The organism is Oceanobacillus phoenicis, from assembly GCF_047238145.1.
Taxonomy (GTDB): domain Bacteria; phylum Bacillota; class Bacilli; order Bacillales; family Amphibacillaceae; genus Oceanobacillus.
The window spans coordinates 1,185,309-1,211,373 of the sequence record NZ_JBDFME010000001.1 but is presented as its reverse complement, the minus strand read 5'-3'; the positions used below and the strand labels follow the sequence as shown (position 1 = coordinate 1,211,373).

The 26,065-nt window shown below is 35.1% G+C and carries 19 protein-coding genes; 7 read left to right on the top strand and 12 right to left on the bottom strand.

Annotated features, from left to right (window positions below; genetic code table 11):
• Positions 1–47: 47 nt before the first annotated feature.
• Positions 48–632, bottom strand: a complete 585-nt coding sequence (locus ABC346_RS06425; RefSeq protein ID WP_413234059.1) for a superoxide dismutase family protein — start codon at positions 630–632, stop codon at positions 48–50.
• Between the two features lie 172 nt (positions 633–804).
• Positions 805–1,317, bottom strand: a complete 513-nt coding sequence (locus tag ABC346_RS06420) for a DoxX family protein (protein WP_413234058.1) — start codon at positions 1,315–1,317, stop codon at positions 805–807.
• A gap of 259 nt (positions 1,318–1,576) precedes the next feature.
• Between ABC346_RS06420 and ABC346_RS06415 the strand changes: the two genes are divergently transcribed.
• The 5 genes from ABC346_RS06415 (at position 1,577) to ABC346_RS06395 (ending at position 7,604) form a co-directional block, all read left to right on the top strand.
• Positions 1,577–2,509, top strand: coding sequence for an ABC transporter ATP-binding protein (locus ABC346_RS06415; RefSeq protein ID WP_413234057.1), 933 nt, complete (start codon positions 1,577–1,579; stop codon positions 2,507–2,509).
• Entirely contained in the window at positions 2,502–3,713 is a 1,212-nt protein-coding gene (locus ABC346_RS06410) for an ABC transporter permease (RefSeq protein ID WP_413234056.1), read from the top strand. Before ABC346_RS06415 ends, ABC346_RS06410 begins: the two co-directional genes overlap by 8 nt.
• 540 nt (positions 3,714–4,253) lie before the next feature.
• Positions 4,254–4,793 carry a flavodoxin family protein gene (locus tag ABC346_RS06405; RefSeq protein WP_413234055.1) on the top strand — a complete coding sequence of 180 codons (540 nt, stop codon included), beginning with the start codon at positions 4,254–4,256 and terminating at the stop codon, positions 4,791–4,793.
• A gap of 247 nt (positions 4,794–5,040) precedes the next feature.
• Positions 5,041–6,183, top strand: coding sequence for an N-acetylmuramoyl-L-alanine amidase family protein (locus ABC346_RS06400; RefSeq protein ID WP_413234054.1), 1,143 nt, complete (start codon positions 5,041–5,043; stop codon positions 6,181–6,183).
• Between the two features lie 143 nt (positions 6,184–6,326).
• Positions 6,327–7,604, top strand: coding sequence for a hypothetical protein (locus ABC346_RS06395; RefSeq protein WP_413234053.1), 1,278 nt, complete (start codon positions 6,327–6,329; stop codon positions 7,602–7,604).
• A gap of 275 nt (positions 7,605–7,879) precedes the next feature.
• Here the strand turns inward: ABC346_RS06395 and ABC346_RS06390 are convergent, their stop codons facing one another.
• From ABC346_RS06390 to ABC346_RS06365, 6 genes are all read right to left on the bottom strand, one after another.
• Positions 7,880–8,923 carry a ribonucleotide-diphosphate reductase subunit beta gene (locus ABC346_RS06390; RefSeq protein ID WP_413234052.1) on the bottom strand — a complete coding sequence of 348 codons (1,044 nt, stop codon included), beginning with the start codon at positions 8,921–8,923 and terminating at the stop codon, positions 7,880–7,882.
• Positions 8,904–9,332, bottom strand: coding sequence for a flavodoxin (locus tag ABC346_RS06385; RefSeq protein WP_413236521.1), 429 nt, complete (start codon positions 9,330–9,332; stop codon positions 8,904–8,906). The genes ABC346_RS06390 and ABC346_RS06385 overlap by 20 nt, the downstream gene beginning before the upstream one ends.
• Before the next feature lie 2 nt (positions 9,333–9,334).
• Positions 9,335–11,569 carry a ribonucleoside-diphosphate reductase subunit alpha gene (locus ABC346_RS06380; RefSeq protein WP_413234051.1) on the bottom strand — a complete coding sequence of 745 codons (2,235 nt, stop codon included), beginning with the start codon at positions 11,567–11,569 and terminating at the stop codon, positions 9,335–9,337.
• Between the two features lie 670 nt (positions 11,570–12,239).
• On the bottom strand, positions 12,240–12,833 hold the full coding sequence (locus ABC346_RS06375) for a DUF421 domain-containing protein (protein WP_413234050.1): 594 nt from the start codon (positions 12,831–12,833) through the stop codon (positions 12,240–12,242).
• A 185-nt stretch (positions 12,834–13,018) separates the two neighbouring features.
• Positions 13,019–13,546: a hypothetical protein gene (locus tag ABC346_RS06370; RefSeq protein WP_413234049.1), complete on the bottom strand. Its 528-nt coding sequence runs from the start codon at positions 13,544–13,546 to the stop codon at positions 13,019–13,021.
• A gap of 9 nt (positions 13,547–13,555) precedes the next feature.
• Positions 13,556–14,725, bottom strand: a complete 1,170-nt coding sequence (locus tag ABC346_RS06365; RefSeq protein ID WP_413234048.1) for an Alp7A family actin-like protein — start codon at positions 14,723–14,725, stop codon at positions 13,556–13,558.
• Positions 14,726–15,103: 378 nt separating this feature from the next.
• Here ABC346_RS06365 and ABC346_RS06360 point away from each other — a divergent pair, with 378 nt between their 5' ends.
• Positions 15,104–16,387: a GGDEF domain-containing protein gene (locus ABC346_RS06360; protein ID WP_413234047.1), complete on the top strand. Its 1,284-nt coding sequence runs from the start codon at positions 15,104–15,106 to the stop codon at positions 16,385–16,387.
• Between the two features lie 103 nt (positions 16,388–16,490).
• On the opposite strand, the gene ABC346_RS06355 is transcribed toward ABC346_RS06360, so the two are convergent.
• From ABC346_RS06355 to gltB, 4 genes are all read right to left on the bottom strand, one after another.
• Positions 16,491–16,964 carry a GNAT family N-acetyltransferase gene (locus ABC346_RS06355; protein WP_413234046.1) on the bottom strand — a complete coding sequence of 158 codons (474 nt, stop codon included), beginning with the start codon at positions 16,962–16,964 and terminating at the stop codon, positions 16,491–16,493.
• 61 nt (positions 16,965–17,025) lie between these two features.
• Positions 17,026–18,093, bottom strand: a complete 1,068-nt coding sequence (gene rlmN / locus ABC346_RS06350) for a dual-specificity RNA methyltransferase RlmN (RefSeq protein WP_413234045.1) — start codon at positions 18,091–18,093, stop codon at positions 17,026–17,028.
• A 151-nt stretch (positions 18,094–18,244) separates the two neighbouring features.
• Positions 18,245–19,729, bottom strand: a complete 1,485-nt coding sequence (locus tag ABC346_RS06345; RefSeq protein ID WP_413234044.1) for a glutamate synthase subunit beta — start codon at positions 19,727–19,729, stop codon at positions 18,245–18,247.
• Positions 19,730–19,759: 30 nt separating this feature from the next.
• Positions 19,760–24,352 carry a glutamate synthase large subunit gene (gene gltB / locus ABC346_RS06340; protein ID WP_413234043.1) on the bottom strand — a complete coding sequence of 1,531 codons (4,593 nt, stop codon included), beginning with the start codon at positions 24,350–24,352 and terminating at the stop codon, positions 19,760–19,762.
• Positions 24,353–24,823: 471 nt separating this feature from the next.
• Here gltB and ABC346_RS06335 point away from each other — a divergent pair, with 471 nt between their 5' ends.
• Positions 24,824–25,843, top strand: a complete 1,020-nt coding sequence (locus ABC346_RS06335) for an LLM class flavin-dependent oxidoreductase (protein ID WP_413234042.1) — start codon at positions 24,824–24,826, stop codon at positions 25,841–25,843.
• Positions 25,844–26,065: the final 222 nt, after the last annotated feature.

The window sequence follows — 26,065 nt, the reverse complement described above, 5'->3', positions numbered from 1 at the left end:
TAATTTGATAGCCAGAATCCTTTTAATTTAATAAGATTTAAAGATCTCTATTCTCCGATTACACCACATGCAATCCGATCTCCCGAGTCACCTGATGGTTGAGACTCATAATCATCAGGACCGGAATGAATCATTAATGATGTTCCTTGTTCTGTATATAATGTATTCTCCGTATCAGCCTGTAAAGTCACCATTGGTGCATCAACTTCTGCCTGTACTGTTCCATCTTCATTAACAGTGATGTTTTCTAAATCACCAGCATGAGGCCCTTCTGGGTGATTAAATCCGTGCTTTGCATTTGTTGGGTTATAATGTGATCCGGCTGATTCGAAATCTGGCAATTCACATTTACCTACCTCATGAATATGAAAACCATGTTCTCCAGCTGGTAAATTTTCACCTTCTAATGAAATATGAACTCCTTCTTCACCTTCTGTTAATGTAGCTGTTCCAACAACTTGTCCTTCGTTATTTTCTAGTGAAACTAAAACTTCATCTTCTGCAGTTGCATTCGATTCTACTGCTTCCTCGCCCTTATCCTGATTTTCTTCCCCTGTTTGATTATCGTTACACGCCATCAAGAACAGGGTTATTACCATAAACGACAATACATATACCCATTGTTTTTTCACTATGTTTTCTCCTTTCGCTGAAGAAATGAATATATAATTATTACTTACTTCTATAATTCACAACTTGACTTAAATTTAAACACGAAATTTGGCATAATATGTAATAAATGAAATCCATCATTATTTTTAAAAAAACTCCCAAACCAATGGTTTGGGAGTTTTTATGCCTATTTTAAGCAGCTACTGTTGTCTTATTTTGTTTCTGTTTTCTACTTTCCCAAGTTTTTTTCATATATGGCATTACCCAGCGATCTAAACCGTATTTACCAGCATTAGCTCCAGCAACGATGATGAAGATTGTTAGTAACACCATCTGTGCATTTGTGCTGACAGTTCCACTAAATAAGAATGCAAAGTTCATGGTAATACCCATTAAAGCAGCGAAGTTTGTGAATAAACCAAGAATTAATGCTATACCTACTAATACTTCTCCCCACATTACTAAAACTGTAAATAAATCGGCATTGGGAAGGGCAACAGTTTCTAAAAAGGTACCCCACCAAGCTTGGACTGTTGGTTGCTCACCACCAGTTTGAGCAACAGCTCCTTGCAAGAAACCACTTGCATCAAACTCTCCACCCATTATTTTACCTAGACCACTCGTTAACCAAACATAACCTATATACACTCGAATAATTGTCCATAATCCTGCAGCTACCTTATGATTTCTAATTAAATTCATCATTGCCTTTTCACTCCCTATTTGGAATTAAATTATTTAATAATTGTTGCTCAACATTTCACATATTGTTTTATAGGATATCCTTATCACACTTTTATAATAGCACCTTTATACTATAGTAACTACCAGTTTGTGAATGTTTTCACATTTTGGTAACAAAGTAGTGAATAATCTTTGAACAATTAAAATAAAAATGAAACTTTTTACTTAAGTAAGACGTACTTATGCTATCGACTAAAATTAAAATCAAGGAGGTTTTTGAGTGGAGCCTTTATTACATGTTCATAATTTAAAAAAATCTTTTAAAGAAAAACAAGCTTTAAAAGGAATTTCATTCGAAGTTCATCGTGGTGAAATCATGGCTATTCTTGGTCCCAATGGTGCTGGTAAATCCACGACCATCCGCAATATTATGGGAATAATGTATCCTGATAGCGGAACCGTTCAGTTTAATTATAATGGGAAAGGTATCCCTAAAAATAAAATCGGATATTTACCTGAAGAAAGAGGCTTATACAAAAATGTAAAAGTCATGGACATCCTATTATATTTAGCAGATTTAAAGAATTATCCATTGCAACAAGCAAAAGAACGAATTCTTTATTACTTGAAAAAATTTGATTTAGAAGGAAAAGAGAATGTATCTATCGAAGAATTGTCCAAGGGGATGGGTCAGAAAGTACAATTCATTGGATCTATTATCCATGAACCTGATTTATTAATTCTAGATGAGCCATTTTCAGGATTGGATCCGGTCAGTCAGGACATTTTTAAAGATGAGATCTCACAACTTGCCGCTAATGGTACAGCTATCTTACTTTCCTCACACCAAATGAATTTGGTAGAAGAAATGTGTGATCGATTATTTATGATTCAAAACGGGCAAAAAGTAATTTACGGTACATTAGATGATGTAAAAAATCAATATGCCAACTTTAAATGTACAATATCCGGAAAAAATAGTATAGAACAACTGCAGGCGCTTCCTAACGTTGACCGAATTGAACAAAATGGAGATACCACTATCCTTCATCTTGAACAAGATGTAAATCCACCTCTTTGGCTACGTCAACTTCCTGCGGATTTACATATTTCAGAACTAAAGCTTAATCGTGTCTCACTCCATGAAATATTTATCGATATTGCTACTGACCAACATTTAATAAAAAATGGAGAGGATGAGATATATGCATAACGCTTGGAAAGTTGCCAAATGGGAAATAAAACGTAATCTAAAGAATAAAACATTTGTCATTGGTCTATTTATCTCTCCTCTTTTACTTCTGTTATTTTATTTCATCGGTAGTCTTTTTTCAGACTCAAATGAATCAGAACAAATGACAGTGTATGTAAATGATCAAATGGAAGTATTTTCAGAGTTTGAAAATATAGTAGATCAGCAAGGATTGGATTGGCAAATAGAAGCAACCGATGTTAGTCAGGCAGAACTAGATGAAATTGAAGAGGATAATACTGCATATCTGTTTATCTTTGAAGAGGCAATACAGTCAGGTTTTGTCCCAATGCATTTAAGCGAAGATATTGATCCTGCTTTTATTGGCCAAGTCCAATCGTTAAGTGCCCCACTTCAAGCAATGCGAGCTACAGATTCCGGGCTCTCTAATCAAGAAGCTGAGCAGTTATTGCAACCAGTTGTATTTATAGACGAGACAACGGCTGATGCAAATGAAGATTCAGAAGCAATGGCAGATACGCTTCAGCAAATCGTACCAGGTATCTTCGCAGGAGTAATTATGCTTTCAATCGTGTTTACTGGAATGGCAATTTTCCAAAGCGCTTCGCAAGAGAAGAAGGATAAAATTGCGGAAATCATTCTTTCTTCATTAACACCATCCGAACTCATGCAAGGAAAAATTATTGGTTACTTTGTACTTGGATTAATTCAAGTTGTCGTATTTATTGGTATTATTCTTCCAGTTGCTGTATGGCAACTCGATATTCCACTCTTGGAATATATATTCGTACCTGAAACCATCTTATTAGTATTTATTGCTCTATTAAGCTATTTAATGTTTGCCGCTATCTTTGTAGGGATTGGTGCAACAATGGCTGACGTGACTACCGCTGGAAACTTCCAGGGCATGGTAATGATGCTTCCTTTTATACCATTTATTTTAGCAGGTCCAGTCATCAGTGACCCTAACGGAATTGTTGCAACCGTAAGTACGTATATACCTTTTACTTCTCCTGGGGTACTACTGTTACGGCTAACCTTCCTAGAAGAATGGCCATGGATAGAAATTATAATTGCATTAGCCATTTTAATTGTGAGCATTGTTATCTTTATGAAGCTAGCAGGTAAGATCTTTCAAGTTGGTATTCTTATGTATGGAAAAAATGCAACGCCTAAAGAAATTTGGAAATGGATTCGAGCGTAAAATAAATAATGTGAGTGATTTCCACGGGGACAGTTTCACCCATCCCCTGTTGGATTCACTCACTTTAGATTTTCATAGTAAATGATTCTAAAAGTACGAACATGAAAATCTCGTATATTCCTACTACTCAGGGTACTATACTTCTATAATTGGGTTGAGAAAAAAATTATTAAAAACAGTTAATTTTTCTGATTTGATTTTGTACATTTTCTTACGATATATCATTTCCATTCACCTTTCTTTCATTTTATATGGTCTCGATACATATAATGCATATAAGAAAATTTAGAGCAAAGGCTGTAGTCTGTAACAAAAGAAACAAGGGAATACAAGTTCATTAAGAACAATAACGACAGTCACCACAAATCTAGTCTTTGCCTTTTGTCCTTGCCAATCACTTTCAATTTCCTAAAAAAGTGAATTGTGCGATGTTCGCTTAGTTACGAAGTGTTCAAAACTGGACAAAGATATTACTCTAAAGCAGCAGTGTATTCACACACTTTATATCAAAAGACATTACCTTTAATAAGGAGGATATACATGAGTGTAATTGTTTTTCACGGTTCAACAAGGGAGCATGGAAATACAGAAATATTAACCTACCGGGCTATCCCAAAAGAAATGGGGACGCATATCTATTTACGAGAATACCAGATCGAACCAATTGTTGATCAACGTCATGATGAGGAAGGATTCGATAAAATAGACGACGATCATCAATTACTTATTGATCAATTATTGCAACACGATACGATAGTCTTTGCTACTCCAATCTATTGGTATAGCATGTCAACGCCCATGAAGATTTTTATTGATCGTTGGTCGCAAATATTAAGACATCCTAATTATACGCATTTCAGAGAAGCTTTATCTAAAAAAGAAGTATATGCGATTATTGTTGGTGGAGATAGTCCACATATTAAAGGATTACCTTTATTACAACAATTTCAGTATATTTGTCAGTTTTATCAGATGAATTTTAAAGGATACGTTATTGGAAAAGCAAGTAAACCAGGAGAGATTATAAATGATCATCAGGCATTACAAGCTGCCTCCCATCTTTTACCATCAATTAAATAATTTTATTGATTCTTCTAAAGAACACTCCCCTCTAAGTCGATAATAAGAGATGAGTCTGGAAATACTAGAACCTAAATGAGAATCTAATTTCCTATAAAGGGAGTATATATAAGATAATTTTCCCTTTTTCGCATTGAATTATATAGGATTATTTATTCGTTTTTTTATAATTATGTTTATTCTCACTATTTTTAGGTTAACCTTAGACTATCATAATATCTAGCAATCTCAAAAAGGGGAGGAAACGATGAAGAGGAAAACATATATTGCAACTTTATTAAACATGGCATTGATGATTGTCGTTTTTAGCTACTTGGTATCACCTACTATCACCCATGCTAATGATACAGATACATATGAAGTTAGTTCTTCTACTTTGAATATTCGAAGTGCTCCTTCTAATGAATCTAGTATTGTAGGTCAATTTGTCAAAGGCAATCAACTTACTGCCTTCAAAGAGCAATACGGGTGGGTTCAAACTTATTATGGCGGAAAAGAAGTTTGGGTAGCGAAGCATCATTTAATGCCAGTTTCAACTTCTAGCTCACCTTCTTCTACGTCTGAAATGAAAGAGAACTTATCTGTAACTGTTGCAGCAGAAAGTGTTATGATTCGAGCTGGAGCTGGTACGAATTATAAAAATACACACTCTGTTTACCAAGGTGATGAATTTGATTTGATTTCTTCGGAAGGTGATTGGTATCAAATTCAGTTACATAATGGCGAAACAGGTTGGATTGCTTCTTGGTTAACGACAGAAAATGGAGAAGTTGTTAGCGAAGAGACGTCTAACGAGAGTATTAGTCCAGAGAGTACGAGTAATCCACCGCAACAACAACCTGCAAGTTCAGGTTCTCTAGCTGGTTATACCATTGTTATCGACCCTGGACATGGTGGAAAAGATCCTGGAGCAATTGGACTTGGAGATGTTCAGGAGAAAGATATCGTATATAGCACTTCCAACCATGTAGTAAATCAATTAAAAGAAGCTGGAGCGAATGTAATTACGACTAGAAGTGGCGATTATTTTGTTTCGTTAGATGAGCGTGCACGGATTAGTAATGATTATCAAACAGATGCATTTATAAGTATACATTTTGATTCATTTCCTTTGTTATCTGTAAGCGGCACTACAACTTATTATGCTCATCAAGATGATCAGCCTTTAGCAGCTGACATCCAGTCTTCCATTGCTTCTTCGGTAGAACTTACTAATCGTGGTTCTATGCAAGCAAACTATAAGGTATTAAGAGATACAACTGCTCCTTCTGTGTTGGTTGAACTTGGCTTTATTAGTAATCAACATGATGTATCAGTCGTCCAAACGAATGATTATCAACAGAGAGTGGCAACAGCAATTACTAATGGACTCATTGACTACTTTGAGTAACGTTATAATATAATCAACTGAACTATCATCTAGAGAAGGTAGTTCAGTTTTATTTTGTATTGCGCAATCTCTGGCTTTACTTTTGTAGTACCCACAAACAATGCTATACTGTGGATAAGCTATAATATGAATTGAGGGTAAATATGAATCAACAAGTGAAACAACTTATTGAAGATACGAAGAATAAGTGGCATCTATCAAACTATACTTTAGAATCACATTCATTTTTCCAAGAAAAAATGGACACCAACAAACCAGGATTCGTATTGTCGATGACTTGGAAACCGAACAGTTCTGCAAGTCATGATAATACAGAAGAAGATAACGAATTGAGTATGATTAACATTGATTTAAATCTAGATTCCGGCCATGTTCGTCGTATGTTATTTACAAGTTATAATAACGATTTAGACGAGAGTCTCTTTCCAAATCAGGAAGATACAGAAGCGATTATTGAATGGGTTGAAACTCAATCTGGATTAGAATTCGGAAGACAATTTACATTAACCGATAAAAGTGAAATAGAATTAACATTCCAAGCATCTGTGGATAATATTTCTGTTTTCCCGTCTGGATCCATACAAATTAAATTTAACCAAGAAGGAAAACTAGTTCAATTTTCGGTAGATGGCGTATTTCCAGACGAATCACAACTTGATTGGGAACCATTCGCTTTAACAAGCGACATCACCAACCCAATTGCACAGAACCAGATTCAATTAATAGAGATTCCTTCTGAAGAAAAAGAAGCCTGGATACCTATCTTTGTAATGTCATCCGTGTTTATAACAAATGATGGCAAAAAAACATTATCCTATAATAAGGTGGAACAGCCTCAATCCTATATATGGAAAGATACGGTTTTACGTTGGACAGAACCTAAAGAAGGTAAGTTACCAACCGTTAACCTTGAACCAAAATTGGAATTTTCAGAAGCAGAAGTATTTAGCCAAGTAGACCTAATTAACAATGATCTACCTATTTCCGAAGACCATCAACTTACCATCACCGAGAAGATTATTCATTTCTTACAGATGGATTATCCACAAGACAGTGGAAAGTGGAGATTAACCGGATTATGGCGTGATGCTGGTTATATTTTCGCTCGATTAGTACCAGTTGAAAAGGACAGTAAAGTAATTGAACATAAGATTACTGTTGTTATTGATTCTGAAACCTTTCATGTCCTTAATTATGTAGATACCGAAGAATTATTAAAAATGTATGATTTTCTAAATTCAGCAGACACTCCAGTATTAACAGAAGCAAAAGCTTCAGAAAAATTATTACCAAATGTGGATATTTCACCGATTTATGTATATGATAACGCTACATCACGTTATCGACTATGTGGAAAACTAGATTCTAATTTCGGTGTACATGCTGTTACAGGGGAGTTAATCTCGCTTGATAAATTATAAGGTTTAAAAAATGCTACTAAAATATGTTTGTTAAAAAACCGAACTATATAATGGATTGAATCTAACATAATCTCATCCATATAGTTCGGTTTTGTAATTCGTTCAAATTTGTGTATTGCTGTGGATAATTTTGTGGAAAACATTTATAATTGCGATAAATCCTAGTCTACTTTAATTATACTAGAAATATCTATCCATTTCACTCCATTATAAAAACATAGATATCCACAAATAATATATCAAAATAAAAAAGCAGAAATTACTATTCCGCTTTTTTATAAATCATCGAATCCATTTAAATCACTTGTTTTTGTATATTGACGAGATTTTTGTTCGAAGAAATCTGTCTTCGTACCATCAAAGTTATCCACATATGCACGGATCCACTTCATAGGGTTTTCCACATGTTGTGGATATAATTCCTCTAATCCCATCATTCTCAACATTTTATTAGCACGATATTTGATATAACCATCCATATCATCCATATCAATACCTTCTAAGCTATCTAACACGTAATGAGACCATTCTATTTCTAATTCAACAGATTGTTGGAAACGATCATAGATCCAATCAATAAATTCAGTATTATTATAAGATGGGTTTTCTGCTAAAGTTGCTCGGAATAATTCAGTGATAAATCGGCCATGTTCTAATTCATCGCGATTAATATAACTAATCATTGTAGAAGTTCCTACCATTTTGTTTTGTCTTGCTAGGTGATAGAAGAAAGCAAAACCTGAGTAGAAAAACATTCCTTCTAATAAAGAAGTATACACAAGTGTTTTTAGCATATTTTCCATACTAGGGTTATCCACAAACGCATTGTATTGATCTGTTAACTGTTCATTTCTTTTTAATAATAAATCATCTGTTCTTCCTAATTGAAATGCTTCATTTTGTTCATTCCAAGATACTACAGAGGATAATACATAAGAATAACTTTCATTATGAACAGCCTCTTGCTGTGCTATTACTGCCATAATAGATTGAACAGAAGGATCTGTTGCATATAAAGAGATTAATAATGCAGTTCTTGTTTGTGGAGCATCCAATGTGGATAATAAACCAATTATTTTTAGGTATGCATCTTGTTCTTCTTTACTTAAAGTGGAAAACTGCTTAACATCGCTAGACATATTTACTTCATCTGCTTGCCAGTAGTTTCCTACTAATCGTTTGTACATTTTATACCAATGTGGATAAGCAATATCATTCCAATTTAAGATTCCGCTTGATTCTCCACCGAACAGCTTTGTAGACTTATTTGGATTTCTAGGCTCTAATGTTTTTGCTTTCTCAAGCATAACTTTTTGCATGATGTAACACTCCTTCTAGCCAATCATATACAGTTTGTTGCTGATATCCTCTTGGCGACTGCTCAATTTTTAATACAGGATGAGAGCTTCCATAAAAATTAGATAACTTATCTGCAGCTTTACAGAATAAATCGTCACCGCCAAATTGCGTATCTCCCGTTCCGAAGATGACCATATTCGATGGTTTATAACCAATCTCCCAGACAAAGTCCTTTACTTCATCTGGAGTTGCTCCCTTCTCCCAAGTAAACGTACCTAGGAACACCAAATCATAGCTTTCTGGATGGAATGGAGCATCGATACCGATTCGATGCAAATCCACGTTAATTCCATCCTTTTGTAAATAATCTTGGATCATATAAGCAACTTCTTCTGTATTACCACTATAGGTTAGATAAGCTATTATCATCCTCAACTTGAACACCACTCACATTCTTCAATATCGTTGGACGTGGAACGTACATAGTACGTTGTTTTTAACCCTTCATTCCATGCTTGTAAATGAAGATTAAGCAATACAGATGCTTTTATTGTATTAGGAACATAAAAGTTGAAAGAAATACTTTGATCAATATGCTTCTGACGCTGCGCATTTTGTTTTACAGAATAACGCTGATCTACAATATAGGCAGATCGACGATAAACATTATACGTATGATGATCTAACTCAGGTGCAGTAACAGGAATCTTGAAGTCTTTCTTCTCTTCGTAATAGAAGACTTGGAAGATTGGATCGATACTAGCTGTTGAACCAGCAATCATTGCTGTAGTAGAATTTGGAGCTACAGCCATAAGATATCCATTACGCATACCATGTTGTTTGACATCCGCTTTTAGTTCATCCCATTTATTTCCGGTATAGCCTTTTTGGTCAAAGTACTCCCCAGTTTGCCATTTGCTTCCTTCATAAACTGGATAATGACCTTTTTCCTTACTTAATTGCATACTACTTTGAATGGTTAGATATGCAATTTGTTCATATAATTCATCTGCATACGCAACAGCTTCATCTGATTCCCAAGCAATACCTTTAAGTGCTAATAAATGATGCCAGCCAAACGTTCCTAATCCAATTGCACGATATTTTCTATTTGTAATTTCCGCTTGTTTAATTGGTAGTGTATTTATATCTATTACATTATCCAACATACGAACTTGAATTGGAATGAGTCTTTCTAGTACATCGTTTTTCACTGCTCTACCTAAATTAACAGAGCTTAAGTTACATACAACATAGTCTCCAGATTTAAATTTCTTTACAATTGTATTTTCGTTCTCTAGGAACTCTTCTACAAACTCGGTAGGAGACTGGTTTTGTGTAATCTCTGTACATAGATTAGAACAATAGATTAAACCTTCATGAGCATTTGCATTTTGACGGTTCACTTCATCACGATAAAACATAAACGGTGTTCCTGATTCCAATTGTGATTTCATTAAGCGTTTCATAATCTCAATAGCAGGCACTTTACGTTTTGTTAATTCTTCATTTGCAATACATTCTTCATATTTTGTTCTAAAGCTACCGCTGCCTCTTTGCTCATCATAGAAATCTTCTAGAGAATATCCCATTACTTGTCTTACTTCATGAGGGTCAAATAAATACCAATCACCACGATTTTCAACTTGTTCCATGAAGTAATCAGGTAAACATACACCGGTAAAGATGTCATGAGCTCGCATACGATCGTCACCGTTATTTAATTTCAAGTCAAGAAATGACTCAATATCTTGGTGCCATACGTCTAGATAAATTGCAATTGCACCTTTTCGAGTACCAAGTTGATCGACACTTACCGCAGTATTATTCAGTTGTTTAATCCATGGTACAACGCCACTAGACATTCCTTTGAATCCTTTAATGGAACTACCTCTTGCACGAATTTTCCCCATATAAACACCAATACCGCCTCCGTTTTTAGAAAGTTTTGCAATATCGGTATTGCTATCATAGATAGATTGCAAGCTATCATCGACAGTATCTATAAAACAACTAGATAATTGACCGTGTGTTTTTCCAGCATTTGTGAGCGTTGGTGTTGCAACTGTCATATATAAATTACTTAACGCCCAATATGCTTCTAGAACATACTCTTGGCGTTTATCAGCTGGTTCATCCTGCATAATATGCATAGCAATGACCATCCATCTTTCTTGAGGTAATTCATACACATTTTTTTCATGATCCGTAGCTAAATAACGAGTGGCTACTGTATATATACCTAGATAATTAAATAGTTGGTCCCGTTCAGGTTGAATAGCTTTTCCAAATACTTCTATATCATCTTTAGTATATTTTTGTAAAAGGCTTGGCGTATAAATACCTTTTTCAGTTAATTGTTCTAACAATGTGTAGAAAGAGCCGTAAGATCCTTCTGTATATCCTCTATTTTTGCTAGCTTCACGATATAATTTTTCTACATAGATACGTGCTGCAGCAAAGCCCCAATTTGGACTAGCTTCATCCATGTTTTCTAAAGCAACGTTAATAAGTGCATCCTCTAACTTAGCTTCTGAACTATTTGTATGAATGATTTTCTCAGCTTTCTCGTACCACTCATCTTTGTTTATATTTAGGTTTTGACTTGCTTTTTCTACCTTTTGCCAAGCTGATGCTTCTAACGTTGTTCCAATGTCCATTGTCATATTTACGCCTCCCTAAAATATCAAAAAATATGTATAAATAAAAAAACCAATCTCCTTATCTAGAGATCGGTTCGTTAATGACAGATAATATACTCTATCTTCACCATCTCTTCACGAGGAGATATCAAACTTCTTCTTGTTTGGTAGGTCTCTTAACTTTTGCAGCTTTTACTAGATCCTTTTACTTACCGTTCGACCATCTAAAATCTTGTTCTTCCAGCCAAAAGTTACGGGTACATTCATTCCAATTCCTTAGAAACCCTATGAGATACCATTGTGGCATCACCTCACCAAGAACACAATATATAGTATTGCTATAAGTACATGATTTCTATATCTTGTATTAAACTCTAGCACATAACAAATTTAATATCAATAGATATTAATAATTATATTCAATCATTTTCTTATAACAAATTCTATTCTTTTTACCACTTATCTATTATGACAAATCACGCGCAAGAAGGAAACTAATCTGATGATAATGAAACTTTTCTGATATTTTATTTTCTTACTATATCCTAATAGAATCAACATTACTGGGTTGTATTTGTTAAATTTTTATTATTTTAGTCAATTATAAACTAAGTGTATAGTAATGATTGGTAGGAGGATCTTTTTCTATAAATTCTCACTTATAAAAGTTTATTTTATTGGTATAGAAGTAATTTTAGCGTAGATGTTTTGGAGGATTGGTTTTATGTTCTTTTTGACGTACCTCAACAAATAGTTCATCAGAAAAATCAGCTTGTTTTTCTTTCGGTATATAGTGAAAAATCATTTGCTTCAATTCTTCAATATCTTTCTTTGTAGCTGGTTTTGCTTCTTCTTTTAATACAAAACCAATTCTCCCGTTAGATTCTAGCGTTGCCCACCGAATATCCTTTAAGCTAGAAACATTTTGTTGCCGTAAGTTCATTTCTAGTTGATCTACGGTTAACCGGAGTTTGCGAAGGTTTGTTTCATTTAGAATGCCATCTTCAATCACAACGATAGATTTTCCTGTTAAAAATTTCTCTAACTTATCACTTTTCATTTGTATAAATTCCATAACAATCAAGGTTAATATTAAAACTAATCCAACACCAATAGTTACCCAAACACTTTCTCCTGCAATAGGTTGTATTAATAATGATCCGATACCAATCATAATAACTGTTTGAGCAAGCGTCATTTGCGAGATTGATTTTCGACCGGCTATACGTAAAAGTAATGTTCCTGCAACTACAATTAATACTGCTTTCCATATCCAATGCCATTCCATCAATATCATTCCTTTCGGTAATTAGCTTGACTCTGTATCTTGTTTTTATGCATATATCTGGTAAGTCGACAAATAAAACCAGGATCATTTGTTACCTGGCTTTATACATCCTTTATATTTCTGGATTCCCATTAAATTTTATATAAAAAAAGCTGCCAGAAATAATGATTTTTGGCAGCTTCTTACTATTTATTCATACTAGAGAAGAAATCTCCAAGCGGATCCTCTTCCTCTGCTTCTTCCTCTGTATTTTCTTCGTTGTTATGAACATCTAACTCTCCAATATCCAAGTCATCCATATGAAATTCAGTCGTAGCTGCAGATTCATAATTATCTACAGGGCGTTCTTCTACTTGCCCTAGATATTGATCAGCTTCTTCAATTTCTTTGTTTAACGTTGTCATAATAGATGTAACTCGTTTTGGATCTGTTAGAAGCTGATATAAGATAGAGCCAATCATCGCTTCTGAATGCTCATGCTTTAACCAGCTTTTCTGCTCTCTTGTTAATGGTTTAGGCAAAGGAACTGTTACAGTCTCTCTTTCTCGAACTACCGTCTCATGGACACCCTTTAAAACAAAATGTGCTATTTTACTTGAAAAGTTTCTTCTTTCAATATCTTTTAACTGCTGTAATTGTTTTAATAGATAATCTGGTGTATCAGAGGGTACTCGAAATGTTATCGTTTGACCTCTTTCAATTTTCTTTACCATTTAATCACCTTATTTTGATTTCGTAGTCTTTTTTTCTTTTTCTACTTGTGGAGTAGACTTTCGTACAAAGTCGGTGATTAGCTTATAGTATGCATTCGCCATCATCCAAATGCTCTCATTTTCATCTTCAAAGAACTCGATATTGTAGCCATCTAATTTATTATTCAATGCTTTAAGATAATCTTTTAATACAGCCGATCCGCCGCCCACAAAATAGCATATTTCAGATTGAGAATTTTTTGCCCATACATTTCTTAAATAACGATATTCTTTCTTCGCTAATTCTAATAAAATATGGTCTGTAATATCATGAACATTGGTACGACTTCCTTTTACCATAATATGATTTCGATCATTTTTTCTGGTTATAATATCCACTACATCTCGACGACTATCTAATTCTACCCCATGTTTAGTACGTATTTCTTCCCGTATTTGCTCCAATGATTCGGAAACACCTAAATTAAATCCTTGTGCTTTATCATCATCCACATTTCTATTTCGAATAACAGCGATATCTGTGGATAAACCTCCGATATCCTGGATTAGAATTTGTTTATCTATTAAATCTTTGTTGATAACTTTCAAATCATTATCCATTATTAAATTCACATAAGCTGCGAAACCTTCTGGGTAAACTTTTACTTCATCAAACTTTATATTTACTTTTTTCCCTTGATATTTTGGTGTTACAAGGAACTCAATTTGATGTACTGAACTTAATAAGTGAGAGCGGTAAGCTACGTCTTTTCCTTCTTTTACTTCACGCAGCGGTAAACCGGTTCCTAATGTATAGTTTGCATCAATTACTCCATTTTTCTCTTCAAAATCATTTGTACTCACTGCATCTAATGCCAATGAAGTTAACAACATGATTAATGTTTGATCTTCCTCCGATTTACTACTTCCTTGGTCTAGTTCTTGAGAATTCGTTGTCTTTGTTGCTAAACTCCCCACTCTATATATAAGGTTATTCTCTGATAGGGCAGGGGAGTGTATACGAATATGTATATTCTCTAGTATCTCCTTATCATCCAACTCTTCAATTCCAATAACTGGTCTTTCTTCTAAATCTGGAGCAATAACATTTGGGATGTATAATTCATTTTCCAACTTTCCGTAATTTCCTTTTAAAGCATCATTACCTACATCTACTGCAGCAATTCTTGATTTTGTCATTCTATTACTCCTCTCATCTATTAACCTATGAATCTACTATAGCGTTTTTAAATAAAAACCTCAAGTATAATCCAAGTAAAGTTTATATTGTTGTATACTTGTAATCTTTTTGAAAACATTGTTATATCAATATGTATTCATTTTTGTTTACATGTGCACAGTATAAGTTTACATTTGTTTACATATTACGTGTACATGTAAACAAACGAATGATATAAATTACTACGTTAAAACCCCGAAGCTGTTTCACTTAAAATTAAATTGTAAAATTTTACAATAATTTCTTACAATTTAACACTTTATATGCTATTATATTAAAAATGGGTAAAATAGCCTATTATCTATCTACTAATATTGGTTTTGGAAAGGATTAATTCTATGTATCGGTTACGCTTATTTATACTATTTATTTTCGCATCCGCAATAACTGTTGCATTTTTATCTGGACCAATTAATGTAAATATTTCTACTTACTTGCTCGTCTTTGTTGTATATTTTTTCTTTACAGCTTTATATTCTAATCTAAAAACAATTGTAAGAACTGGAAATGTAAATGTAGACTACAGTATTTCTTATAATTTATCTTTAGTTTTGTACACTGGACCGCTTGGGTTATTTATATTTGAAGTCTTTAGTAGATTTTATGTGTATTTTATTCGTAAAAAAAATGGTACAGCAGATGAGGATGAATTTCTTCATACTTTTTACAATATAGGTGGACCTACCCTTCTTAACGTGTTTGGGTACTTTTGTTTCTTTACCGTCTATCCTTATATAGAACATCTAACATTTGGATTCTGGTTTCTATTAATACCTATTGTTATAGCCATAGATTTCTTATCTTCTATTTTATTACTTACTATATTCCATTTCACAGGCAACATAAATACTCGCAAGGATGCATGGGCGTTTATAAAAGGTAAAAGCATTCTAGACACATTAAAAGGAGCTATTTCAAATGGTTTACTATTTTTATTTTTAACACAACAACATTGGGAAGCACTTATTGGATTGTTTATTTTAAACTACTTAGTAAGCAGATCAGCTGTACTTCAATCTCGAACTTTACAACATAAAATAGAAAGAGATCGATTTGAACAAATGGCGTATACTGATTTCCTTACAAAAATACATAATCGCACCTATATGAATAAGATAATGAACGAACTCAATGGTACTAAACAATTTGTAGGCATTGTCGTAACTGATATTGATACCTTTAAACGAATAAATGATACCTATAACCATACTGTCGGTGATAAGGTAATCAAGCACTTTGCCAATCATATTAAAAGTAAACTAGAGGACCATGATTATGTATTTCGGAGTGGTGGAGAAGAATTTACAATTATATTGACGAATCGTACATATGATGAATGTCAAGAGCTAGTTTTCCTTCTAAAAGAAGAAGTAGAACGAACAAGTGCAACAGCTGAATATAGAGGAAGTATTATTGAAGTAGACTACACCGCTACATTCGGTTTAAATTATCATTACTGCGAAGAGAACAGTGATATTCGGAAAGCTTATATCCAAGCAGATGAACTATTAATTAAAGCGAAAAATAGTGGAAAAAATAGAGTTTATTTATTTAATAGTACGAACTCAGCAGATCAAGAAGAAATACTAGCTATTGACGTTAAGAATGAAAAACCAATTTAGCAGATAAATAGTCAAAATTACATATAAAACGTAATTTTGACTATTTAATATATGGCAATACCATTAATTGGACAATATAATACTCTCTGAGAAGGATTTAATACTATAAGTCAATTATGTACCACCGATCCATAAATGAATGCTCTGATCCTTCTATTGGACTCGATAATAAAGAAAAGCCATTTCTTTCATATAATTTATTCGCTTGTACTAGCTCATGTCTTGTTTCTAAGTAACATTGATTATATTTCCGTTTAGCAAATTTCAAAGCAGTATCTAGTAAGTCCCTACCTACTCCTTTCCCTTGCTGATCATGTCGAACATAAAACTTTTGTAATTCACATATACCTTTTTCGTTTACAAACGGTGCAATACCAATTCCTCCAATTACTTCTTCACCCTCACATGCTACCCAATACGAAGCATCTTGAATTGAACTATAGTACTTAGATAGCCGAGGTAATTCCGGATCGTAATAAGCTGTTCCTTCTCGGTCAAGACCAAATGATTCTAAAGACTCTTTCACTAATTTCTCAATTTGATAATTATCTTTTTCCTCTAGTTCTCTAATCAACATAAACCATCCTCCTCCATATACAAAGAGCTTCCTTATTGAAAAGGAAGCTCTTTGTATAAACTTAAACCGCTTTTGTCTTCTTAATTTGTTTACTTCGTAGTTGTCCACATGCTGCATCAATATCTGCACCATTTTCCCATCGAACTCCGCAATTAATACCATGTTCCTTTAATGTCTCATAAAAAGCTTGGATATTTTCTGATTTACTGCGTCGATAGTCTATATGCTCATCTACTGTATTGTATGGAATTAAGTTAACATAGGCAAGGTGGCGATGATTTTTAATTAAATTCGCTAGTTCTATCGCTTCTTTCTTATGATCATTCACTTCATCTAACATAATGTACTCATACGTTATTCGACGATTTTTCTTCTCTAAGTAGTAATCAACAGATTTCATCAACTTCTCTATTGGAAAAGCCCGATTGATCTTCATGATTTTCGTACGTAGCTCATCATTAGGTGCATGTAATGAAATAGCCAAGTTGACTTGGATTGGATCATCTGCAAACTCATAAATCTTATGTGCAAGTCCACTTGTGGATACGGTTATATGCCTTGCCCCAATATTCAAGCCACGATCATCATTTACAGTGTACAGGAAGTCCATAAGATTATTATAATTATCAAAAGGTTCACCAATACCCATTACAACAATGTGGCTTACTCGATCATTTTCCCCACGTTCATCCAGATGTTTTTGTACATTCATAATTTGCTCTACAACTTCTCCACTAGAGAGGTCTCTACTTTTTCTTAATAGACCACTTGCACAGAAGGTACAACCAATATTACAACCGACCTGGGTAGTTACACAAACCGATAAGCCATAATGGAAACGCATCAATACCGTCTCAATCAAGTTCCCATCCTCGAGCTTAAATAAAAATTTAATAGTTCCATCTTTAGATTCTTGACGTATCTCTTCACCCATTGTATGTAACACAAAGTTATCATTTAGCAGTTGAATTGCTGATTGATTCACATTATTCATTTCATCAAATTTATTAATTCTCTTTTTATAAAGCCAGTCCCATACTTGTTCGGCACGGAAACGCTTTTCACCATGTTCCATTAACCAGTCTTTTAGCTTTTCATATGTTAAGCCATATATAGATGATTTACTCATCGATAACCCTCATTTCCATTTTTACTCCTCCCCTATATTACTTGATATAGGATTGTATATCAAATAGTTATTTAAAAAATTAGCTAATATAAAAGCACTCACTGTTAATTTTAACGAACAGGAGTGCTTTTAGACATTTTATAATAAATAATTATGGAAGCATCGTATCTCCCATTAAGAAACGATCACACTCACGTGCCGCTCCTCGACCTTCATTGATTGCCCAAACGATTAGACTTTGTCCTCTTCGCATATCTCCAGCTGCAAAAACACCATCTACATTCGTTTGAAATTCGCCGTATTTTGCTTTTACTGTAGTACGAGTCGTAGTTTCTACATCTAACGCTTCTATTAAACCCTGATCTGGGCCTTGGAATCCAATTGCAACTAATACTAAATCTGCTGGCCACACTTTTTCTGTACCTGGTACTTCTTCGCGGATTTTCTTTCCACCTTCATAACGTGTTTTCACGTTAATCGTGTGTACCTCTTTAACATGCCCGTTTTCATCGCCTACAAACTTTGTAGTCTGAACAGCATAAGCACGTGGATCTTCTCCAAATTGTGCTTCTGCTTCCTTTTGTCCATATTCCACTCGATGAATTTTTGGATATTGTGGCCATGGATTAGCTTCTTCATCACGAAGCAGATTACGTTTTTCATAAATATCAAATTGCGTTAAGCTTCTGCAATTATGGCGAACAGAAGTAGCGAGACAATCCGTACCTGTATCACCACCGCCAATAACGATAACGTCCTTATCCTTTGCAGATATATAATTACCATCTTCTAGATTCGAATCCAATAAGCTTTCCACATTTGCATGTAAAAAGTCCATAGCAGGATGAATTCCTTTAAGTTGACTACCTTCTACCGGCATATCACGATGTAAACTTGCTCCGCCACATAGTACAACGGAATCATAAGTTTCTTGTAACTCTTCATTTGAAATGTCCTTACCAACTTCGGTATTCGTAATAAATTCAATGCCCTCCTGTTCTAAGATGGACACCCGTCTGATTACAATATCATAAGATAGTTTCATTTCTGGAATTCCATACGTTAAAAGCCCTCCAACGCGCTTGTCTCGCTCATAAACGGTAACAGAATGTCCTGCTTTGTTTAACTGATCTGCTGCAGCTAACCCCGCTGGACCAGAGCCAACTACCGCTACACGTTTACCTGTTCGGATTTTCGGTGGATTCGGCACAACCCATCCTTCCTCAAATCCTTTCTCAATTATGGAACGTTCCACCGTACGAATAGCTACTGCAGGCTCATTAATCCCTAACACACATGCGCCTTCACAAGGAGCTGGGCAAGCAATTCCTGTGAATTCAGGGAAATTATTCATTTGATGTTCCTTATCCAGTGCTTCTCGCCATTTCCCCTCGTATACAAGGTTATTCCATTCTGGAATTAAATGATAGACAGGGCAACCTGATGTTACCCCTGCTATCTCAATCCCTTGATGACATGTAGGAACGCCACAATCCATACAACGAGCACCCTGTTTTTGCACTTCCTCATCTGACATCGGCGCCGTATAATCGTTCCAGTCTTTAACACGCTCTTGTGGATTTCTACCAGGACGTGCTTGTCTTTCATACTCCATAAAACCTGTTTGTTTTCCCATCAAAAGCCTCCCTTTCTGCTGACATGAATCTTATACGTTCACCTTATCTTTTTGAACTTTAATTTGATTGGTTTCTTCAAAAGCTTGTAACTCTGCTTGATATTTAGTTAATCCAGTATTCATTAACATGGAAATGCGTTCTCTCATTGCTAAATATGCTTTCGGAATCACACGAATAAATGATGCAGAATATTTTTCCCAGTACGCAAGGATTCGTGCAGCATGCCCACTATCTGTATATTCAGCGTGTTTTTCAATTGAAATGTACAAGTCTTCCAACTCTTTTTCATCCGTAACACGTTCAACTTGAACGAGAGAGTTATTGACCATATTTTTAAATTCGCCTTCCTCATCAAATACGTAAGCAACTCCACCTGACATACCAGCAGCAAAGTTTCGACCGGTTTTTCCAAGCACGATGACTTTGCCCCCAGTCATATATTCACAACCATGATCACCAATACCCTCTACAACAATTGACGCTCCACTATTTCTTACTGCAAAGCGCTCTCCTGCTATGCCTCGAATATAGGCCTCACCTGCAGATGCTCCATAAAATGCGACGTTTCCGATAATAATATTTTTTTCAGGTTCAAACGTAACCGTTGAAGATGGTCTAACGATAATTTTTCCACCGGATAAACCTTTACCAACAAAGTCATTGGCATCCCCGATTAATTTAAGAGACATTCCTTTTGGAATAAATGCACCAAAACTTTGACCTGCGGAACCGTTAAAGTTTAGTTTAATCGTATCTTCAGGTAAACCATGTTCACCATATTTTTCTGTAATCGCATGACCTAATAAAGTTCCTGTTACACGGTTAATATTTCGAATGGCAACTGAAAATTCTATAGGTGTACCATCTTCTATTGTTGATTCACATATTGGTAGTAGTTCTTGATAGTCCAATGTTTTATCAATCCCATGATCTTGTTGTTGCGTTGCATATTGATCCATCTTAAAAGGTAGTTCCGGTCTATATAATAATGCAGATAAATCAATATCTTTCGCTTTCCAATGATCAAGTTGTTTCGCTTCTAACACATCGGAACGTCCAATCATTTCATTTATCGTACGGAAGCCAAGTTTCGCCATAAGCTCTCTTGCTTCTTGAGCAATAAACTGCATGAAATTAACAACATGATCTGGATCTCCAGCAAACTTTTCTCTTAAAGCAGGATTTTGTGTTGCAATTCCAACTGGACAAGTATCTAAGTGACAAACACGCATCATGACACAACCTAGTGCTACTAAAGGTGCTGTTGAGAAGCCATACTCTTCTGCACCTAATAAAGCAGCAACAACTACATCTCTACCAGTCATCATCTTACCGTCTGTTTCCACAGTAATACGGTCACGTAATCCGTTTAATAATAATGTTTGATGTGTTTCAGCCAAACCGATTTCCCAAGGAAGTCCGGTATGCTTCAAGCTAGTACGAGGTGCTGCACCTGTACCACCATCATAACCACTAATTACAACATGGTCTGCTCTTCCTTTTGCTACACCTGCAGCAATTGTTCCAACTCCTACAGCTGCTACTAGTTTTACACTAATACGCGCATTAGGATTCGCATTTTTCAAGTTATAGATTAATTCCGCAAGATCTTCAATAGAATAAATATCATGGTGAGGTGGTGGAGAGATTAATTCAACTCCAGGAGTTGATCCACGAACTTCTGCTACCCATGGATATACTTTTTTTCCAGGAAGCTGACCACCTTCGCCTGGTTTAGCTCCTTGTGCTACTTTAATTTGTATCTCATCTGCATTTACTAAATAATTACTGGTTACGCCAAAACGTCCAGATGCAACTTGTTTCACTGCACTTCGCCTTAAGTCACCATTTTCATCCGGTGTAAAACGATCGATGGACTCTCCACCTTCTCCAGTGTTACTGCGTCCACCTAATCGATTCATTGCAATCGCTAAAGCTTCATGCGCTTCTTTACTAATCGACCCAAAAGACATTGCTCCTGTTTTAAATCGTTTTACGATATTCTCTATAGGCTCCACTTCTTCTATAGGTACTGGGGCTCTATCTTTAAAATCTACTAATCCACGTAAAGATTGTAAGTTTAATGCATCATCGGTAAGCATATTAGAGTACTTTTTAAAGAGCTCGTAGTTATTAGATCTTACAGAATGTTGTAATGTTTGAATCGTATGTGGATTATATTGATGATCTTCACCATTTACTCTGTATTGGAACTCATCACCAGGCGTTAAATGACGTTTTCCACTTCGAGCTTCTACAAATGCTAACTGATGTCTCATCATCGCTTCTTTTTCGATAATATTGAGCTTAATGCCACCTAATCGAGAAGCCGTTCCAGTGAAGTAATAATCAATAACATCCTGATGTATTCCTACCGCTTCAAAAATTTGAGCACCTCGATAACTTTGAATTGTAGAAATTCCCATTTTCGATAATATTTTAATAATTCCGTCTGTAACAGCGGTAATATACCTTGTGTAAGCCTCATCTACAGAAGCTACCTTTATTTCATCCGCTTGGAATAAATTAAAATACGTATCAAAGGCAAGATAAGGGTTAATCGCTTCTGCTCCGTACCCTAATAAGGCTGCAAAATGATGTACTTCTCTAGGTTCTCCTGACTCAACTAGTAAACTAACTTTCGTACGAACTCCCTTACGAATTAAATGATGATGCAAACCAGAAACTGCTAACAAGGCTGGAATTGCTGCTTGTTTATCATTTACTCCCCTGTCTGACAGGATAAGTAAACTAACGCCTTCTTCCATTGCTCTATCCGCCTGTACAAATAGTGAATCAAGCGCTTCTTTCATACTTCCTTCTTTTTCAGTATCAAACAAGGTAGATAGAGTTTCGACAGATAGTTGATCTAAACGCTGGTGTCGTATAGCCTCTAACTCTTCGTTTCGTAAAACTGGTGTTTCTAGACGGATATGTCTGCAATTATCCGCTGTAGGTTTCGTTAAGTTGCCTTCCGCTCCTATTGTCGTCTCTACCATTGTAATTATCTTCTCTCGAATTGCATCCAACGGTGGATTCGTTACTTGAGCAAACAGTTGTTTAAAGTAATTATATAGCAATTGGGGACGTTTCGATAAGACTGCTAGAGGTGAATCATATCCCATCGAACCTACTGGATCTTTTCCATCTGAAACTAATGGTTTCATGATTTTATTTAACTCTTCTTGTGTATAACCAAAAGCTAACTGCTGTTCTAACAATTTATCTCCGTGATTAACAGGATAATCACTAGTCACTTTCGGAAGGTCTTGTAAATCAACCTTATTTTTCAACCATTCTTTATAAGGTTTCTCTGAGGATATTTGCATTTTTATCGTTTCATCAGGAACGATAACTCCTTTTTCCAAGTCGATCAGTAACATTTTTCCTGGTGCTAAACGATCTTTGTACAAAATATCATCTGCAAAAATATCTAATGCCCCTACTTCAGATCCTAAAACAACCATTCCATCCTTTGTAACATAATACCTTGCTGGTCTTAGTCCGTTTCTATCCAGACATGCTCCAATTTGGTTTCCATTCGTAAATACTAATGCAGCAGGACCGTCCCAAGGTTCCATTAATGTACTATGATATTCATAAAAATCACGCTTCTCGTCTTTAATATTTTCATCATTCGACCAAGGTTCTGGAACCATCATCATTGCGGTATGAGCTAAAGATCTTCCTGAAAGATGTAAAAATTCAAATGTATTGTCAAATATAGAGGAATCACTTCCGTCTGTATCCATAACCGGTAATATTTTCTCTAAATCTTCTTCACTAAAATGATCAGATACACAGAGTTGTTCTCTGGCTTGCATCCAATTTACATTACCGCGTAACGTATTAAATTCTCCATTATGGATGGTATATCGATTAGGGTGAGATCTTTTCCAACTTGGGAATGTGTTGGTACTAAAGCGTGAGTGAACGAGTGCTAACGCAGATTTAAAATCCGGATGGTTGAGGTCAATATAGTAGGCATCTAATTGTTCCGGTACTAACATACCTTTATAAACAATTGTTCTTGTAGATAAACTACAAATGTATACATCCTCATATTCTGGTTGACCTGCAACAATATTCTCGATGCATTTACGTATCACAAATAATCTACGTTCAAATTCCATCTGATCCTTAATGCTATCTGAGCACTGAATAAAAAATTGTCGAACCGATGGAGCACTCTTAGATGCAACTTTCCCTATAAAAGATTCATTCGTTGGTACAGGCCTCCAGCCTAGAAATGTCTGTCCTTCATCTTCAACAATTTGTTCTATCATTTTTCTGCATGTCATTCTTAATTGACGATCTCTAGGTAAGAAAATCATCCCTACACCATAGTCACCTTCACGAGGTAAATGAATATTCTCTTTCACACATTGTAGTTGAAAGAAACGATCTGGTATTTGTGTCATAATACCAGCTCCATCACCGGTGCTTGTATCTGCTGATTGTCCACCTCGGTGTTCTAGGTTACACAATATATTAATCGCATTTTGTACTATATTGTGTGTTTTCTTACCATTTATATTGGCAATCATCCCTATTCCACATGCTTCATGTTCAAAGTCTGGATGATATAGTCCCTGTTGATCAGGATATCCATATTTACTCATCACAACAGCTCCTCTCTCGTATAGTTTCCGTTTTGAATCATTCTGTTTTTTTGAAGGACAACGCATCGTGTTTTGTTATTATATCATAAATTCAATTTAGACATAAAATTCTGATTACATGTTTTTATTGATTTATTCTTGCTTCTTAAAATGTAATCGCTACCATCGTTAACATGCTAACTATTTGATTTTTTTAAAATTTTTATTAAAAAATTGATCTCAACATCTGATATGCTGTAAGTAAATTTCAATATTACTATGGTAATTACGGTGCAGTACGCAGGCTGTCAACTAATTATTAGCCGAAGATATGATGTTCTATTAAAGACATTCTATTTACCGTAAATTAGTTAAATTTTTTAATTATTTCGTTATACTCATTACTCTCATATTCCCAAACAAATAAGTGGACTCTAAAAGAAGAAACACTTATCATAGTTCTCATAACCTAGAAAGCAAGGAGGTTACTTAATGTTAACAAACAACGAACACAAAACATTCCAAGATATACCGCTTTCTGTATTAGATTTAGCTCCTATTGTTCAAGGTTCCGATGCAAAACAGGCTTTTCAAGATAGTGTACGATTAGCACAACATGTAGAAAAGCTAGGTTTCAATCGTTATTGGCTAGCAGAGCATCATAATATGCAGGGTATTGGTAGTTCTGCGACTTCAGTTCTAATAGGTCATATTGCAGGTCATACCAATCATATGCGAATAGGCTCTGGTGGAGTAATGTTACCGAATCACGCTACACTTGTGATTGCTGAGCAATTTGGAACATTGGAATCTCTATATCCAGGCAGAATTGATCTTGGTTTAGGTAGAGCTCCCGGAAGCGACCAAGCTACTGCCTACGCTTTAAGAAGAACATTACATGCAGGTCCAGATGAGTTTCCTATGCAAGTAAACGAACTACAGGATTATTTTTCTAATGATCCCGTATCACAAGTAAAAGCAGTTCCTGGTAAGGGTTTAGATATTCCCATATGGCTGTTAGGTTCTAGTGATTTTAGCGCACGATTAGCAGCTGAAAAAGGACTTCCTTTCTCATTTGCTTCTCATTTCGCACCACAGTATACAGTACCAGCATTACAGCTATACCGAAGAAATTTCCAGCCTTCTAACATATTGGATAAACCTTATGCAATGGTTGGTATTAATGTTATTGCTGCTGATACGGATGAAGAAGCTGAGTACTTAGCAAATTCCCACCGTATCCAATTTCTTAATTTACGTAGAGGCAAAGAATCGAAACTCCAACCACCTGTAGAAAATATGGACACTATATGGTCTCCAATGGAGAAAGCTGCGGTTGAAGAATCTTTAGATCCTCGTACAACGATAATTGGCAGTAAAGAGACGATCAAAAAAGGAATCGAAGCGTTTCGTAAAGAAACAGAAGCAGACGAGATGATTATTACCTCACAAATATATGATATGAAGGCACGCCTTCGTTCTTATGAGATTATTGGAGAAATTATGGATTAACAAAAAATATCCGAACTTAACAGTTTCACATATATGTGAAACTGCGGTTCGGATATTTTTTTATAGTCATATAATAATACTCGAATTATAGCAATACCTTGAATTTGATTGTAATGGAAGACGGCGACTCCTGCTCAGTACAGGGAGCTTGAAAATCCACTAGGAAAAGGGTCTAACTTTTCCTAGTTAGTTGAAGCCGTGCCTGCTAAAAAGTGTCTGTTT